General features: G+C 68.4%; 17 protein-coding genes. 9 read left to right on the top strand and 8 right to left on the bottom strand.

The window, feature by feature from the left end; genetic code table 11:
- Window positions 1-125 precede the first annotated feature (125 nt).
- The 6 genes from OG538_RS07475 (at window position 126) to OG538_RS07450 (ending at window position 5041) form a co-directional block, all read left to right on the top strand.
- Window positions 126-692, top strand: a complete 567-nt coding sequence (locus tag OG538_RS07475) for a WhiB family transcriptional regulator (RefSeq protein WP_406091365.1) — start codon at window positions 126-128, stop codon at window positions 690-692.
- A complete protein-coding gene (locus OG538_RS07470) occupies window positions 689-1756 on the top strand; it encodes a DUF2637 domain-containing protein (protein ID WP_406091363.1) in 1068 nt (355 codons plus the stop codon). Before OG538_RS07475 ends, OG538_RS07470 begins: the two co-directional genes overlap by 4 nt.
- 103 nt (window positions 1757-1859) lie before the next feature.
- The gene (locus OG538_RS07465; protein ID WP_406091361.1) at window positions 1860-2084 is read left to right on the top strand and encodes a hypothetical protein; all 225 of its coding nucleotides are present in this window, start codon (window positions 1860-1862) and stop codon (window positions 2082-2084) included.
- Window positions 2081-2746 carry a plasmid mobilization protein gene (locus OG538_RS07460; protein WP_406091359.1) on the top strand — a complete coding sequence of 222 codons (666 nt, stop codon included), beginning with the start codon at window positions 2081-2083 and terminating at the stop codon, window positions 2744-2746. The genes OG538_RS07465 and OG538_RS07460 overlap by 4 nt, the downstream gene beginning before the upstream one ends.
- Window positions 2746-4530, top strand: a complete 1785-nt coding sequence (locus tag OG538_RS07455; RefSeq protein ID WP_406091357.1) for a relaxase/mobilization nuclease domain-containing protein — start codon at window positions 2746-2748, stop codon at window positions 4528-4530. The genes OG538_RS07460 and OG538_RS07455 overlap by 1 nt, the downstream gene beginning before the upstream one ends.
- 106 nt (window positions 4531-4636) lie before the next feature.
- On the top strand, window positions 4637-5041 hold the full coding sequence (locus OG538_RS07450; RefSeq protein ID WP_406091355.1) for a hypothetical protein: 405 nt from the start codon (window positions 4637-4639) through the stop codon (window positions 5039-5041).
- Window positions 5042-5106: 65 nt separating this feature from the next.
- Here the strand turns inward: OG538_RS07450 and OG538_RS07445 are convergent, their stop codons facing one another.
- The 3 genes from OG538_RS07445 to OG538_RS07435 all read right to left on the bottom strand — a co-directional run bounded on the left by OG538_RS07445 (window position 5107) and on the right by OG538_RS07435 (window position 8136).
- The gene (locus OG538_RS07445; RefSeq protein WP_406091353.1) at window positions 5107-5745 is read right to left on the bottom strand and encodes a hypothetical protein; all 639 of its coding nucleotides are present in this window, start codon (window positions 5743-5745) and stop codon (window positions 5107-5109) included.
- A gap of 2 nt (window positions 5746-5747) precedes the next feature.
- A complete protein-coding gene (locus OG538_RS07440) occupies window positions 5748-6659 on the bottom strand; it encodes a nucleotidyltransferase (RefSeq protein WP_406091351.1) in 912 nt (303 codons plus the stop codon).
- Between the two features lie 259 nt (window positions 6660-6918).
- Complete coding sequence (locus tag OG538_RS07435; RefSeq protein ID WP_406091349.1) at window positions 6919-8136, bottom strand: IS110 family transposase; 1218 nt, start codon at window positions 8134-8136, stop codon at window positions 6919-6921.
- 389 nt (window positions 8137-8525) lie between these two features.
- Between OG538_RS07435 and OG538_RS07430 the strand changes: the two genes are divergently transcribed.
- A complete protein-coding gene (locus tag OG538_RS07430; RefSeq protein WP_329923380.1) occupies window positions 8526-9035 on the top strand; it encodes a hypothetical protein in 510 nt (169 codons plus the stop codon).
- Between the two features lie 475 nt (window positions 9036-9510).
- On the opposite strand, the gene OG538_RS07425 is transcribed toward OG538_RS07430, so the two are convergent.
- From OG538_RS07425 to OG538_RS07415, 3 genes are all read right to left on the bottom strand, one after another.
- On the bottom strand, window positions 9511-9828 hold the full coding sequence (locus tag OG538_RS07425; RefSeq protein WP_255305910.1) for an esterase: 318 nt from the start codon (window positions 9826-9828) through the stop codon (window positions 9511-9513).
- Between the two features lie 100 nt (window positions 9829-9928).
- Window positions 9929-10141, bottom strand: coding sequence for a hypothetical protein (locus tag OG538_RS07420; RefSeq protein ID WP_406091346.1), 213 nt, complete (start codon window positions 10139-10141; stop codon window positions 9929-9931).
- A gap of 99 nt (window positions 10142-10240) precedes the next feature.
- The gene (locus OG538_RS07415) at window positions 10241-10585 is read right to left on the bottom strand and encodes a DUF317 domain-containing protein (protein ID WP_406091344.1); all 345 of its coding nucleotides are present in this window, start codon (window positions 10583-10585) and stop codon (window positions 10241-10243) included.
- Between the two features lie 669 nt (window positions 10586-11254).
- Here OG538_RS07415 and OG538_RS07410 point away from each other — a divergent pair.
- Both OG538_RS07410 and OG538_RS07405 read left to right on the top strand, forming a co-directional pair.
- Complete coding sequence (locus tag OG538_RS07410) at window positions 11255-12286, top strand: hypothetical protein (protein WP_406091342.1); 1032 nt, start codon at window positions 11255-11257, stop codon at window positions 12284-12286.
- An 81-nt stretch (window positions 12287-12367) separates the two neighbouring features.
- Window positions 12368-13258 (top strand): hypothetical protein, encoded by an 891-nt coding sequence (locus tag OG538_RS07405; protein ID WP_406091340.1) that lies wholly within the window; start codon window positions 12368-12370, stop codon window positions 13256-13258.
- Window positions 13259-13432: 174 nt separating this feature from the next.
- On the opposite strand, the gene OG538_RS07400 is transcribed toward OG538_RS07405, so the two are convergent.
- The gene (locus tag OG538_RS07400; RefSeq protein WP_401811947.1) at window positions 13433-13834 is read right to left on the bottom strand and encodes a hypothetical protein; all 402 of its coding nucleotides are present in this window, start codon (window positions 13832-13834) and stop codon (window positions 13433-13435) included.
- The gene (locus OG538_RS07395) at window positions 13827-14825 is read right to left on the bottom strand and encodes a hypothetical protein (protein ID WP_406091338.1); all 999 of its coding nucleotides are present in this window, start codon (window positions 14823-14825) and stop codon (window positions 13827-13829) included. The genes OG538_RS07400 and OG538_RS07395 overlap by 8 nt, the downstream gene beginning before the upstream one ends.
- Window positions 14826-15142 lie beyond the last annotated feature (317 nt).

Here is a 15142-nt window from a genome sequence, read left to right as displayed (position 1 = left end):
CCACCCCAAACCCGACAGGGATGCCTTGACGAACGACATAGAGGCACCCCCCCCCGCAGGCACCTACCGACAGCGCACCTCTCCGCCGACGCCCCTGCGCGCGGAGAGCGATCGGAGCACCCCGCATGACCAGCACGATGAAAAGCTCTGCCCGCCACCGTCAGCTCGGCGACCAGACCTGGCAGGCCGACGCCGTCTGCCAGAGCACCGAGTACAACCCGGTGGACCCCGAAGTCTTCTTCCCCGAGCCCGACGAGACCACCAAGATCGCCACGGCCAAGGCGCTGTGCGGCCAGTGCCCGGTCCGCCGAACCTGCCTGGACGCCGCTCTCGAAGGGGGTGACACCGACGGGATCCGTGGTGGCCTGACGGAGGAGGAGCGTGGGCCGTTGCACGACAAGCTCGCCAGCCGCCTCGACTACAGCCGCGTCAATGCCACCATCGCCGGGCGCGACGTGCACCTCACCCATGCGGAGCGCCGGGCGGTCGAGTACGCGGCCTACCGCCACGGGGTGAGCGAGCAGCGCCTGGCCTGGCTTCTGAAGGTCACCGAGGAGCACGCCAAGAAGCGATACCGCGAGATCCGCCGGGCCGAGCGCAACCGAACCCTGAACCAGCCCACCACGAACATCCCATCCCCCGAGACCAGCGGCGAGCGCCTGATCCGCGACGACTTCGGGACGGCGGCATGAACACCGCAAGCGCGCCGAAGACGGTGCACATATCCGGGTGGGACCGCGCGGCTGTCGTGGCCCTCGGGGGCGCGGGATGCGCGCTGTCGTACGACGCCCTGCAGCAGATGGCCGTCGCCGTCCATATCCGAGGCTTCCTTACCTACCTGTTCCCCCTGGTGATCGACGGGTTCATCGCGTACGGCATCCGAGCCCTCCTGGTCCTGCGCAACGCGCCCCTGCGCGCCCGGCTCTACGTCTGGACGCTCTTCGGCACGGCCACCGCCGCCAGCATCTGGGCCAACGCGCTCCACGCGGTGCGCATCAACCAGGACACGGTCGCTGGCGCCGGCCTCCGGCTCGGTGACGCGGTGGTCGCGGTGCTGTCCACCATCGCCCCGCTGGCCTTGGCCGGAGCGGTCCACCTCTACATCCTCATTGCCCGGGGCCCCGTCAAGGACAGTGACCGGCAGAACCTCGGTCAGCCCGGTCACCTCGGTCAGACCGATCGGGGCGACGCCATCGAGGTCACCCGGACCGACCGAGCCGGTCAGCAGCGGTCAGCGGCCGGTCAGGTCAAGTCCGGTCAGTCGGTCACCGCTCTGAACGACCGGCTGCCGCTGTCCCCGACCGACGGGGACACCGCCACCCGGTCAGTGACCGGAGACTCGACCCCGGCCACCAGCGGCCAGTCGGTCACCGACCACCGCAACCGGAGCGCAGGTGCCCCTGACTTGCCGGGACAGGCGGACAAGGGGCGGACGGGTGCTGACCGCCCCGACAGTGCGGCCCCGGCCGGTGATGGCCAGGGCAGCCCGGCGGGGGTCAGTGCCCCGCCGGTCACCTCCCCGCCGGTCACTGACCGGGCCGCTCGGCCGACTGGTGACCGGCGTCCTGACCCGGACACCGAGGAGCTGTTGAAGATCGCCCGGTCGGCGGTCAGGGCCGAGGACAAACTGACCCGCAAGGTGGTCGCCCAGGCGATCCGAGGTCAGCAGATCCCGCTGTCCAGCGACACCCTGACCGCGCTGATGGCCCAGCTGCGCGAGCAGCACCGCCAACCGGTCACCTCCTCTCGGCCCTGACCGAACCCTCCACGGAGTGGGTGACCAAGCCGGTCACCCCGGCCGGTCACCCGCTCCGCGTGTCTCCGAGACACCCCGCCACAGCAGAAACGGAGAGCACCCGATGCGCACTCACCCGGCCACGCCCGCCGAAGTCGACTCCTGGCTGACCGTCCTGCACCAGCACGGACACCTCCACCGCGCCCAGTCCGGCCCGGACACCACCTGGATCGTGCAACGCGAGCAGCACGACCCGCCCTGGACCCTGCACCACCCCGTCCTGGCCATGGACTGTATCGAGGAACTCGTCCGCGAAATCCAGCAACAGGACCCGGAGACGAGTCGGTGAACATCAACGACCCGGTGGCCACCCCCGCTGGACAGCAGCGTGACCCCACCACGGCTCCTGGCGGAGCAAGCTATCGCGTACGACGGTCCTACGGCCCGTCGTACGCACTTGCCCCCGCCCAGGAGGGCGGGGGAAGCCCGGCTGGTCCCCGAGCGAGGGCGCACGGGGACCAGCCGGGCAACCGGCACCAGGGGGCGCCGGTCATCGGGGGAGAAGCAGATGACCCTGCCGACCGCGAGCAGCCGAGCCCGAGCACGCCCGCCTTCCCCGACCGCACCCCGCGCCGCCGTAGCCGCAACCCGAGCGAGCGCGCCCGCAAGACAACCACCCGCCTCTCCGACACCGAGAAAGCCGAGATCACCGACGCCGCCACCCAGCGCGGCGTCACCGTCGCCCGCTTCCTCGCCACCGCCGGCCTGAGCGCCGCCCGCGGACGCGCCGCCGTGCACAGCAACGACCAGCTCGACACCGCCATCGACGAACTCGCCGCCCTACGCACCGCGCTGGCCCGGATCGGCAACAACATCAACCAGATCGCCTTCGTCCTCAACAGCGGTGGCCACCCGCGCGCCGGTGAACTCGAACACGCGCTGGGCACGCTGACCGGACTTCTCGCCCGCGTCGATGACGCGGCGAACGACCTGGTGACCCGGCGGCTGTGATGGTTCCCGACATCGGACGCGGCTCCCGCACCCACGGCCTCCTCGTCTACCTGTACGGCCCCGGACGGCGCGAGGAGCACACCGACGCGCACCTCGTCGGCTCCTGGGACGGCTTCGCCCCCGACCCCGGCCGCGACACCGGCCGGGGCACCGGCCTCGACCCCGACCCGAGGGTCACTCTCGCCCGGCTCACCGCCGCCCTGGACCTGCGGGTCAAGCAGGCCGGCGACCGCGCGCCCGCCGAGCACGTCTGGCACTGCTCGGTCCGCACCGCCCCCGGGGACCGGCGGCTGGATGACGAGGAGTGGAACGCCGTCGCCCAGCGCATCGTCCACGCCACCGGCATCGCCCCGGCCGGAGACCCCGACGGCTGCCGGTGGATCGCCGTCCGCCACGCAGAGGACCACATCCACATCGTCGCCACCCTCGTACGCGGCGACCTGCGCAACCCGCGCCTGAACTACGACTTCAACAAGGCCCAGGCCGAATGCCGCCGCATCGAGAAGGAGATGGGCTTGCGGCGCCTGAACGCCGGCGACGGAACCGCAGCGAAGAATCCCAGCAGCGCCGAGAAGTTCAAGGCCGAGCGCACCGGCCGCCCGGAGACCTCGCGCGAGACGCTCCGTGAGGCCGTTCGTCGAGCCGTGGCGGGAGCGGATTCGGAAGAGGAGTTCTTCACGCGGCTCCGAGAGGCGGGGGTGCGGGTGAAGCTGCGGCACGCTCCCTCCGGTGACGCGCTCGGCTACAACGTGGCCCTGCCCGGCGACCGCAACCGCGACGGAGACCCGGTCTGGTACCCCGGCTCCAAACTGGCCCCCGACCTCTCCCTTCCGAAGATCCGCCTACGCCTCACCGACGGGGCCGCCGAGCCAAGCCCGCCCGCGGTCGGCGCTGACCGGACGAACTGGTCACCGCCCGCCCGTCAACGACGCAACGCAGTCGTCATCGCCGAGCGCTCGGCCACGCTCCTGGAACGCGACGACGGCGGCGAGGCCGCCGCCCAGCTTGTCGGCGTCGGAGAACTCCTCGACGCGGTGGCCCAGACCTCACCGGCCACCACCCGCGCCGAACTGGCCGCCGCAGCCCGTGCCTTCGAGCGGGCGACTCGCAGTCATGTCCGCGCCGAACGCGCCGACACCCGGGCTCTCCGCTCAGCTGCCCGGGGCATTGTCCAGGCCGGCGGGGCGCTCGGCCGAGGCGAGGACGGCGGCACCACCGCCATGCTCGTCTCCACCCTCGTCCTGGTCACCCTCGCCGCCGCCCGCTGGCACTCCGCGCGCGGACACGCCCAGCAGGCCCACGCCTCCCAACAAGCCGCCGCGCACCTGCGCACCGCCTACCGGCAAGCCGCCGCCATGCCGATGCGAATGCTGCACGACCAAGGCCGGACCCTTCCAGAAGCCCAGCGCCGCACGCACGAAGCCACCCTGCGCGCCGTCCTGCCGGAGAAGGTCGTACGGGCAGAGGGCATGGAAGCGAGGACCGACGCCTTGATCGCCACCCTCGCCGAGGCCGAGCGGGCGGGCCACGACTCCGAAGCCCTCCTGCGCCAGGCCATCGACATGCGCGAACTCGACAGCGCCGATGACGTGAGCGACGTCCTGGTCTGGCGTCTGCGGCGCATCGCCCAGCTCCCGGCACACCCGGGCGAAGGTGCCCGTCGTCCGCAGGCCGCCACCCGCCAGGCCCCTGCGCCGAGCAGCCGCACCAGTGAACGAAACGCGACGGCAGCCGCGCCGCTCGGGACTGTTCAAGACCCCAACCGTCGCTCGTCACGTCGCTGACCAGGTCGGACCGGTAGTCGACCACCGACCGAGCGGACGCCGCGAAATGTATGGACAGCCGGTTTCACCGGCTGTTACGGATGAAGACAGGACCGACAACCGGGAGATGACGCTCGTGCTCAGAACCACCACCCGCACCACGGAGCCGGCATCCGCGCTGCCCGTCCTCCCCGCTGGTATCGACCCCCTGCTGCGGCTCCAGGCCGAGACGCGGCCGGCCGATGGCCCCGGGGCGATTCGCTGCGTCGGCCACTCACGCGAACTCGCTCTCGGGGGCATCCCCGTGATGTGCTCCGCCTGTCGTGCCCGACGCGACTGGCTGCTCATCAACCACGGTCGCAACGTCTGGGTGCGCTGCCGGTGCGGCAACCAGTGGCTCGAGCCCGAGATCAGCCGCGCCGGCTTCGACGCCCTCGTCGGCGGCCCGCACGGGACGACTTACCCGAGTGTCGAGGCGGGCTTGGCCGCGCTCGGGTTCGATGGTGTCTTCGCCGGTATGTATATGGAGTAGGCGAGCACCGGGACGAATACGCGGGGACTTGGGGCACCAGCCTCCGGGTTCGCCGCTTCTGATCTTCAGCTAATGGCGTGCGCCGGGTCGGCAGCCTGAGCCTCTGCGAAGGTGCCGTAGTCGGTCGATCGGTCGAGCAGACTGAAGTCCATGTCACCGGCGGTGAACCGGCTGGTGTAGTAGTGCCCGGTCGCAGTCTTGGGCTGGAGACCGGTGACCGCGATTCGACAGGCCCCTTCGTGCCGCGGGCTTCGATGCTGGTGCTCCACGCGGGGCGTGTTGTCGTACAGGAATCCGATCTCGGCAGTTCCCGAGTTCTCGGGGGCGCCGATGGTGGCGTTGCTCGACCGCGAGGTGCTTTCCTTCGTGCGGAGTGTGGCGTGCAGGCTCCAGAAGGTCTGCTCGATCGTCATGTACGTGATGATCGGACCCCGGTTCCCTCCCTCCGGAATGTGGCTTTCCGAGCTCGGGACAAGCACTACCCGCCAGGTGCCTGTGACCCAGGCACGGCCGGTGAAGCGGTGGATAACGGGCCAGTGCCAGGCCCACTTGTCGAACACGACAGTGCCGTAGCCCACGAGCGCCGGAATGTACGCGAAGAGGTACCGGAACTCGGACGGGTACAGGCCCAGGACGACCAGGACGACCGTGTAGAGGGTGGCGGCGATGGTGGCGCCGGCTCGGATGGTGGTCGCGGTGTTCATCGTCAGCTCTCGTAGTTGAGGTAGTACCACGCGCGCTCGATCAGCTCGCGCGCGTCCTTCTCCGTCCACTTCTGGCCCTCGCCGAACACCTTCTTGATCCCGTTCGGCTCCACCATGCGCAGATAGCTGAACCAGGCTCCCGTGAGTTGCTGATAGACCTCCCGCAGGCTTTCGCGGACCACAGAGTCCAGGCTGCCGTCGAGGAGCAGGACGTTGTCCGGGACGTTGTAGATCAGGCACTCGGAGAAGTAAGACGGAAGGGCCTTGATCACGCCCTCGGAGGCGAGGTCGTTCTCGACGTTCTTCAGCACCCGCACCACGAACTTGTACCGGTACTTGGTGTTGGTGTTCTTCGTGCGGCCGTTGGCCAGCTGGAGCTCGGGCCAATTGATGACACGCTTGCCGTTGCGCCCGTAGACGACGCTGCCCACGTACTCGCCGCCGGGAACCGTGGTGTCGTAGGCCACCCACTTGAAGCACGGCACCACGTCGATGCTGGGACGGCTGCCCACAACCTCCGGAACGTACACGGCGAGGTTGTGGTCCGTGTCCACCCAGCCAAATTGGTTGGTAAGCGCGTCTTCAACCTCCTGGCGGAGCTTCTGCCGGGTCCACGGCCCCGCGTACCTGGCTGGCTGCCCAAACCACCAAGCCGCCAGCCCCTCCGTATGGATGGGGTCGTTGAGCTTCACCATGATGTCGACGTCGCTGTCACCGCGGACGTTGGTGTTGTTGGGGTACGAGCCCTTCGACGCCACCGTGATGTCGAGCCCCTGGAACGGTTGGTGCCGGAGCACCGCCTGTTTCACCATGCGCTCGGCGCGCTCCAGCCGGAGCTGTTCGGAAGCACCCGGGGGGTTCTTCCATTTGTTGATCAAAGCGATCCGCTGTTCATACGTCAGCTGTCGTGCCACGAAAGCCTCCAGGCTCCGGCGCGCCTGCGCCGTCAATAGCGTACGAGCGGGCACTGACAGCGACGCTGGATGGCCGACGCCGACGGCGTCAAATGGCTCACCGACCGGACGACTGGCTCTTTTTCCGGGTAGCGACAGAGCCAGACGCCGCCGAGAACTGACGCGCCACCGTTCAGCACGCCACGCGCCCCGGGGGGGTGCCTCTATGTCGTTCGTCAAGGCGCCCTGTCGGGTTTGGGGTGGTTCGGTGTTGCTGGGGTTATGCGGCGAGCTCGACGTTCTTGGGCACCCGCGCTTCGTAGAAGGTGCCGTCGCGGAGCATGGCGAACAGGACGCTGATGCGCTGGCGGGCGAGGCGGAGGAGCGCTTGGGTGTGGGTTTTGCCGCGGGCTCGCTGTTTGTCGTAGTAGGTCCGGGAGGCCGGATCGGCGTTCATGCAGGCGAAGGCGGAGAGGAACATGGCCCGTTTGAGCTGCCGGTTGCCGCCGCGGGGCGCGTGTTCGCCATGGATCGAGGTGCCCGAGGTCTTTGTCGTCGGTGCGAGGCCGGCGTAGGAGGCGAGGTGGGCGGCGGTGGGGAAGCTGGTGCCGTCGCCGACGGTGGTCAGCAGGACTGCGGCGGTCCTGACGCCGACGCCGGGCATCGAGGTCAGGACCTGGGAAAGAGGGTGGGCCTCCAGCAGGGTGCTGATCTGGGCTTCCAGGGCCCGGCGCTGTTCGTGGACGGCGGCGAGCGAGCGGGCCAGGGACGGGACCACAATGTCGAGGGTGCCGGTGCCGGGAACGGTCACGGTCTGCTCGTCCAGGGCGTCGAAGATGTCGTCGATCAGCCGTGCGGCCATGCGCGGGGCCTTGGGCCGGATCAGCTCGACGAGGCGGCGTCGGCCGGCTTTGCGCAGGGCGGCCGGGGAGCCGTGGCGTTCCAGGAGCCAGGTGACGGCCTGGTGGTCAAGGCGAGGCCCCAGGACGCGCTCCAGGCTTGGGTGGAACTGGGTGAGCAGGCCGCGAATTCGGTTGCTGGTGCGGGTGGCCTCGGCGGCGAGGTCCTGGTCGAAGCCGGTCAGCACGGTCGGCTCGGCAGTGATCTCGTCGGTCAGTTCCAGCGAGCGCAGGGTGTGCGGCATGGTTCGCGCAGCGTCCGCGATGACGGCCGCGTCCTTGGCGTCGGTCTTGGCCTCTCCGGGGTAGAGGTCGGCGATCCGTCGCATGGCCAGGCCGGGCAGGTAGGCGACGCGGCAGCCGGTGTCCCGGGCGACGGCCAGGGGCAGGGCGCCGATGGAGGCGGGCTGGTCCACGATGACCAGGACGGTGCCGAACTTCGCGGTCAGCTTGTCGAACACGGCCCGCAGCTTCGGCTCACTGTTGGGCAGTGGCTTGTCGAAGACCTTCTTCCCGGCCGGGGTGAGCCCGTGCCCGTGGTGGGCGGACTTTCCGACGTCCAGGCCGAGGAACACGCCGACGTCTTCGATCTCGAACATCGCGCCCTTCCAGGGGGTTTGACGGTGCCGGCCTCGGCTCGGGTGTCGTGCTCGCGCATCCACGTTATGCAGACCTGCCGCCCGCGAACTGTCCGGCATTGCGCCGGACCGGACGGTGGCCGGACCTCTGATCAGCGTCTCCGACGAACACCCCCGGACCCGGTGACACCACCCCCCAGGTCATCCGCTCGACAGGGGGACACAGTCATGCCGGGCCCAGAGGCCAGCGATCCCGTTGCAGGACCGCGAAAAAGATAACGGGGAATAGGCTCATCACATCCCCGCGGCCCGGCTCTTTGGAGTCGCCCCTCTCATCGACCCGATGTCCGCAGTGACAGGAGACCGTGGTCAGGGTGAACACGGTCGGAGAACTCCGGAAGATGTGAGGCATGAACCTCAACGACCTCAGCTCGCTGATGAAGCGTCGTCAGGACGGCGGCCTCAGCTTCGAACGCTTCCGATCCGATCCGGCATTGACCGCACTGCGGTGGCCGGACGACGTGCTGAGGGACTTCCTGTTCGACCATGGCGACAACGGTCCCTTCGTGGACGAATACGGAGCCCTCGACCTGACCGCGATCACTTGGACGCTGGAGACGATTCCGTCCGCGGACTTCCTCACCATGCCGACCGGTGAGAGCGAAGTCGGACTGATCGAACACTTCGCCAAGAACCCGGTGCACTGGGTCGCAGCGCGAGCCCCGGAAGTCGGCAGGCACTGGGAAGATCACGGGACGTGGTTGCGCCCGCCGCTCCTCATCGACCGGGGCCTCTTGGCTCCGGTGAGCGGCGGGCTGCAGGTCCTGGAGGGCCGAACTCGTGTCGGCGTCCTGCGTGGCCGCCTCCGCGAGCAGCTGCACGTCGCCCCCGAGCACCAGGCGTGGGTGGGGCGGTCGTGAGGGCTAACTGCGTCCGCTGCGAACGCCGAGTGTTTTTCGAAGAGCTGCGGATGAATGAGAACGCGCCTGTACCCGGCCCGCGCCGGGACCTGGCGATGCACAACGACCGGTGGCCCTCGGGCTGGGAGCATGTCCTGCCAGGGTTTCCCCTGACCATGCTGATCGGGACCGAGAGCCAGCCCGACTTCACCGGCTCCCTGGACGACCTGGCGCACGGAATCTTGACAATCACGGGCACTGGAACATGCTTGGTGGCGACTTCGATGGCCCCCTCTTGTTCTCCTGGCCGGATGAAGAGTGGGACTACGAGGAGGTGCCGGAGCGGCTGCGAGGCCGATCGCTGGAAGCAGTTCAGCGCCATGCTGACGACTGGCGGCTCCTCGGCACCGTGCGGGACCTGTCCGAGCTCTACCGGATGCATGCATAGCAAGGCCGTTCCTCGCCTGAACAGCGTGGGGTGGCCTGCGGCTCTCGATCAGATTCCGGTGAGACGGTTCGAGAGATCGAGGGCGTCGGTGGCGAAAGCGAGGGCGGCGCACAGGCCGGTCACCTCGTACAGGGTCGGACGGACCAGGCGCGGCCAGTCGTTCGGGGCGGCGGGCCAGGAACCGAGGAGCACCTCGGCAGTGGTCAGGCCGAGATGCACCGTGACGTCCCAGCCGCTGAGCGATGCGGGCTCCCAGCGCAGTCGGATGCGCCCGAGGGGAAGTCTGGGAGTTTCGGCAGCGAGCCAGGTGACGTCGAAGGAGCCGTCGGGGCGGGCGGAGATGCGCTGGACAAGCGCGCTGTGCACGCCGTTCGGCATGGGGCGCGCCGCAACATCGTGCAGCGCGAGGTGAGGCGCGGGGCGCGACAGTGACGAGATGGAAGCCTCCGTGGTGGTGGGGAAGCGATCAGGCCCAGGTGAGGGCGTCGCGCGCCCCCACCGGGAGGTAGTCCTCCTGTCCGTCGTCGGCGATGTACGCCTTGCCGTCGCGTACGACGACCTCGGCTCCCACAAAGTGGGCGAAGGGGAAATCCGGATTGATGGCGAGACGGACCGGCAGGTTGGGGTCGAATTCCTGGAACTGGCGGAGCAGGTGGCCGACGGTCAGGTATTGGGGCAAGGGAGTCTCCGTGAACAGTGGACACTGACGGGCTGGTCGGCCCGACGACACGCAGTCGTCGGGCCATCGGTGCATGTATGAGCAGAGCCTGATGGGCAGTCAGCACGAGGAGCTGGTGACCAAGGCGGCGAGGAACCCGGCAACGGCCTCTGAGGGGGGAGAGAGACCGAACTCCTGGACCCGTGCGTCGCCGTTGGCGGGCTGCACCTGGACGTGCCAGACGATGTTGCGCTGCCAGGCCGACGGGTCTTCCGGGAGCCAGCCGACGTAGACACCGCCGTCGGGGCTGGTCGCGTGGACGTTGGCGTCGGGGGTGTCGACGAACGCCCATCCGAGAGCGCCCAGGTCGAGCACCGGACCCGCACCGTGGTCGGCTGAGAGCCAGTGGCGAGCATCCGCCTTGGGGCTGACAACGGCAGGCAGGAGGGTGGCAGAGGTGCTCACGGTTAGATGGATCCCTTCGTTGAGCTGCGGTTTTCCCGATGTCCGTACGTTGGCATGAGACATGCCGAAGTGCGTAGTCGTTTCCCCGGGAGTGACGTCTGCCGTCGGCGAACTCGGGGGTCGGCAGGTGACGGGAGACCGGGTGAAGCGCCGGGTCGCCGAAGGCCGGTGCGTCGAGGTGACGATGGAGGAACTGGCCGTCGCGGTAGGCCCCCGCGCTGAGGACGCCCCCTCCGCGACGAGGACACGCGCTAACCGTCCAGCGACGTGGCCCAGTGGTGGGCACCGGTGGCCCGACGACGGCCGCCGGAGTGGGCGCTTCGGGCACGCGGCCCGGGGTATGTGGCGTCTACTCAGAGCTGGCGGCGGCGGCCCTGGATCAGACGAGCCGCCGGGGCCTCGACCACGGGCGCGGCGGCCTCACGAGCCTCGACCACGCGTCTGATCGCTTGGAGGGGATGCGGATGTTGGGACGGACAGCTCGCAGATCCGCTTCTCCCAGGTGCGGTCTGCGTGGCCGCCGGCATTGTTCCGCCAGGATCCGGTTGGTCTTGACGAAGTGGGCGTTGGCGCCTTGTCGGACGGCGAGGTGTCCGAGCGTGGTAGCCGCCTCCGACAACGGCGCCAGCGCCAGGACCAGTTGTCAGAGGCGGCGTGTAGCGTCCGGCCGTGACTTACGGACTGACGCGCCTGCTGCGTACCGAGGACGACTGGTCGGACTTGCTGTGCCTCCTCGCCGAGCTGGATCCTGAGCCGCTCGGGTCTGCCTTGCTCCTTGCACCGGGCAGGATCACCGTTTGGCGGGAGGTCTCGGTGAAGGCAGGCAGAGGGGCCCCCGCAGGCCGGGCCGACGTCATCGTCCTACTGGACGACATCGAGCGCGCGGTGATGGAGGTGAAGCTCGGTGCTGGTGCTCACGGCGATCAGTTCGCGGCGTACGACGTCTGGGCGGACTCGAAGGACATACCGGTATCAGCCCGCTATCTGGTGGGCCCGAACGCTGATCCCATCCCCAACGAGCCGAGACATTGGTCGCGTCAGCTCACAGTCGCCGGCCTCCTCGCTAGCTGGAACCGCTCGCCGGATGACTTCGCCCGACTCCTATCCGTCCGAGCGCTCCAGCAGTTCACACAACTGGAGGCCGAGGCAACGGGTCCAGCGAGCCAGGCCTCCATCGCGCTGAGCGACGCACTGCGTCTGCGGCGACTGGCGAGCATGACGCAGGCTGCCGCCCCACCCGGCACGATCTTCGAGCCCAAGCAACGCTCTGAGGCCGGAGCCGCGAACATCTGCGCCTGGCGAAAGACGGCGGACGGCTACGTTGTCGCCGAGATCCAGCGCCTAAACCCGAGGAGTCCGAGAGGCGGCACGGGCACGCCCTTCGAGATCCGCATCATGGTTGGGATCCCAGGGGCGACGCCCGGGGCCGATGGAGAACTCGCGGACCAATATCGAAGCTGGCTCGCCCGCCGTAGCTTCGTGCAGTACGCGGGCCCGACCGTCCAGGCGATGGTGGCGGCACCGGAAGACGACGGATTCAAGACGCAGAAGTCGAGAGGGAAAGGCCACCCGCGGTACTACGGATACAAAGGCGGTGGCCAGGGAAGCTCGGCCGTGCTCCAAAGCACGGTCGACTTGAACGACATGGTGACCGCGTTCTCTGCCGCGCTGCAGTACCTCACCACGTACCCAGAGCAGTAGACCAGGCCAGAGCGCGATCCCCGGCGGCGTGCTTCCTCGCCGTCGATCAAGACCACGTCAGCCCCCAGATTGAGGACGGCCGTGCCCCCTTCGATCCCCGCCAACGTCGCGGCTGCTGAGATGCGTCGGCTGGGCAAGGCCGAGCCCCTGGAGCCTTACCCAGGCCGTGCCCGCGAACCTTGGATGTGCCGTCACATCCCGTGCCAGCAGGTCGTCTATCCGAACCGCAATAACGTGATGAGCGGTCAGGGGGCCTGCATCTGGTGCGCGCCTAACGCCCCGAAGAACCCGGAAGAGGCCAAGGAGGCGATGCTGGAGCGCGGCTTCATCGTGCTGGTGGACTTCCTCGGGACGGGCAAGCCGTGGCTCTCGCATTGTGTAGCGGCCGGGCACATCGTGGCGCCCCGGTACGACAACGTCACCGGCCGCAACGGCGGCTGCCGGTTCTGCAAGCGCTATGGCCCTGGCGACCCGCACGAGGCGGTCGCCGATATGCGGGCCGTCGGCTTCCGCCCCCTGGAGCCGTTCAAGAACATCGCCTCGCCCTGGCTCTCGCTATGCGAGCGGTGCACGAAGACCTCCACGCCCCGGTTGAACAACGTCCGGGCCAGGGGCGAGTGCTGCCAGCACTGTGCGCGCTACGGACTGGACCCGGGCGCCCCAGCCCGCGTGTACGTCCTCTCTCACGCCGAGTACGGCGCCGTGAAGATCGGGGTCAGTGGGCTACGGACCCGCGAGGACCGTGTTGCCCGATTCCGGGGCCACGGCTGGGTGCAGTTCGCCCAGATCGACTTTGCGACGGGCGCGGATGCCTATCGGGTGGAGCAGAGCGTGATTCGCCGTCTCAGGATCGAAGGACACGGGGTGTTCCTCGGCGACGGGCAAATGCCGATCGGCGGCTACAAGGAGACGTTCGACGCGACGACCGTGTCCGTTGAGCGGTTGGTCGCGCTGGCGGAGGCAGAGCGGTAGCGGCGCGACGTTAGGCCGCGCCGACCGCGGAGCCCGGCCGATGCGAGCCAGCACTCCACCGCTTCGAGGTGTTCGGGCAGCAACCCGATGCGCAGGTCCGGCTAACCCTTCAGTTGCCACCCAGTTCTCGCGTGGCAGGCACCGGTCACCTCGCGGAACGCGCGGGTTCAGACCCTAAAGCTCGATCACTGCCCTCGGGTCTGCCCAGATTGCGCGAAGTTCGGCGATGTCGTTCAGCGGAGAGTGCTTTGTGACCTCGACGATCCCGGCGACGCAAGCCTGCACGGTCTCCGAGTCGCGGTCCTCGATCGCCCTGTCGAGTCGAGCGAGGAAGCCTCGGTGCAGGTCGCGACGCTCGTCGAAAACGCGGTCCAAGTAGTCCCGCAGGCCTTGGCTCGCGGCGTTGATTCTGGCGACCTCCTTGTCCCGGTCCGCGGCAATCCGTGCGCGCTCCGTCAGGCTGGTGTCAATGCCTTTGGCGACGTCGATGATCGCCATGAGGTACTGGGCGGCATCCGCACTGGTGGCCACACGGCCGACCGTTTCGACGACGGTACTCACACGGGCGTCAGGCATTGGTGGACTCCGGGCTGTAGTTGCGGTACTTGACCACAAGGAATTCGCCGCTCGGGTCGAGCGTCAGATCTGGGTTCATCACAGGTGCTTCGGCGAGTTCGACGACGCCCTTCACCAGCTGAAGCGCCGCATGGAGCCGGTGTGCGTGGTTATTGCTGTCGAGGTCGAACCCGCCTGGCGCGCGCTCAATCTCTTCCAGGCGGTCAAGAGCGTCACCGGCCCGCCGAACCATTCCAGCCAGCACGGCGAGCAACTCGTCGATTCGGCTGCCCACGCCTTGAAGGAGCACCGAGCTCCGGTGGTAAGTGGCGACTGCCTTCCTGACGTCTGCGTCGAACTGCGCGACAGCCTGGTCCTCGTCGGACTTTCGCTTGATCAGGAACCCGACGGTCAACGCGACCGCCGGTACCGCCGTGACGATGCTGAGCCGACGAACGCCTGCTGCGATACCCCCGCCTCCAGCAGCCTTCGTGCCGCCTCCGATGACCGCCAGGGTGGCATTTCTCTTTGCTGCGCCGCTCAGCGTGTTGATCGCAGTACCAGTAGACGCGGTGGCGACCTTCGCGACAGTTGCATAGGTGGCACCGCTCAGTCCGATTCCGGCGGCCGCAGACGCGATGCCCCTCATCGCGGTCGCAGTTCCGCTGCCGCCGGAGACCTCGGGCGACGTATCGATTTCACGACTCGCCGGCGCCTCTCCGCCCTCGATGACTTGGCGTCCACGCATCCGCAGCTGCCGCTCGTTGCGTTCAGCAAAGGCCCGCATTCGAGGCGTCACGGTATCGAGAGCGGACTGTTGTCGAACTCCCAGGCCTCTCAACTGCGCGATGGTGGAGTCGGCGATGGCTCGGTGCTTTGCGTGCTCAGCATCGTGGCGAGCCTGAAGGTCTGCGATCTTCTTCTTTGCCCGATCCGAGATGACCTTGCTTCCAATCATGCCGACGGCAGACGTGCCAGCGGCGACGGCGACGGGGATGACCGGGAACTGCATTGTGGCCTCCGAGTGATGTACGCAGCGACTGGGTCCCGGTTTTTCACGTGCCGCACTGCCGTCTGGGTAGCGGTCAAGAGAGCGCAGCACAGGTCTAGTTGGTCTTGTCGAGGATCCCGGACGTCGTCAAGGGTTTCTGCACGCTTCAGATGGGAGAGCGTAGCGGTTTGTAGCCGCGTGTCCACGTTGAGAGTGGTCGTCGCGGGGTGGTCTCGCAGCCCAGGGCTGTGCTGGCGGGTGATACATAAGAGTCGGTGCCTGCTGAGCCCTTGATCACGGCTTCCCTCGAAACCAGCCGCACCCAGCTCAGGCGCGAC

It is taken from the genome of Streptomyces sp. NBC_01013 (assembly GCF_045162765.1).
Lineage (GTDB): Bacteria > Actinomycetota > Actinomycetes > Streptomycetales > Streptomycetaceae > Streptomyces.
This window is presented reverse-complemented; position numbering and strand designations above follow the sequence as displayed.

Coding starts and splice junctions, on each gene's coding strand:
- OG538_RS07455 (WP_406091357.1), top strand. CDS start 2,746: ATGGTTCCCGACATCGGACGCGGCTCCCGCACCCACGGCCTCCTCGTC.
- OG538_RS07400 (WP_401811947.1), bottom strand. CDS start 13,834: ATGCCTGACGCCCGTGTGAGTACCGTCGTCGAAACGGTCGGCCGTGTG.
- OG538_RS07475 (WP_406091365.1), top strand. CDS start 126: ATGACCAGCACGATGAAAAGCTCTGCCCGCCACCGTCAGCTCGGCGAC.
- OG538_RS07470 (WP_406091363.1), top strand. CDS start 689: ATGAACACCGCAAGCGCGCCGAAGACGGTGCACATATCCGGGTGGGAC.
- OG538_RS07465 (WP_406091361.1), top strand. CDS start 1,860: ATGCGCACTCACCCGGCCACGCCCGCCGAAGTCGACTCCTGGCTGACC.
- OG538_RS07395 (WP_406091338.1), bottom strand. CDS start 14,825: ATGCAGTTCCCGGTCATCCCCGTCGCCGTCGCCGCTGGCACGTCTGCC.
- OG538_RS07430 (WP_329923380.1), top strand. CDS start 8,526: ATGAACCTCAACGACCTCAGCTCGCTGATGAAGCGTCGTCAGGACGGC.
- OG538_RS07435 (WP_406091349.1), bottom strand. CDS start 8,136: ATGTTCGAGATCGAAGACGTCGGCGTGTTCCTCGGCCTGGACGTCGGA.
- OG538_RS07445 (WP_406091353.1), bottom strand. CDS start 5,745: ATGAACACCGCGACCACCATCCGAGCCGGCGCCACCATCGCCGCCACC.
- OG538_RS07450 (WP_406091355.1), top strand. CDS start 4,637: ATGACGCTCGTGCTCAGAACCACCACCCGCACCACGGAGCCGGCATCC.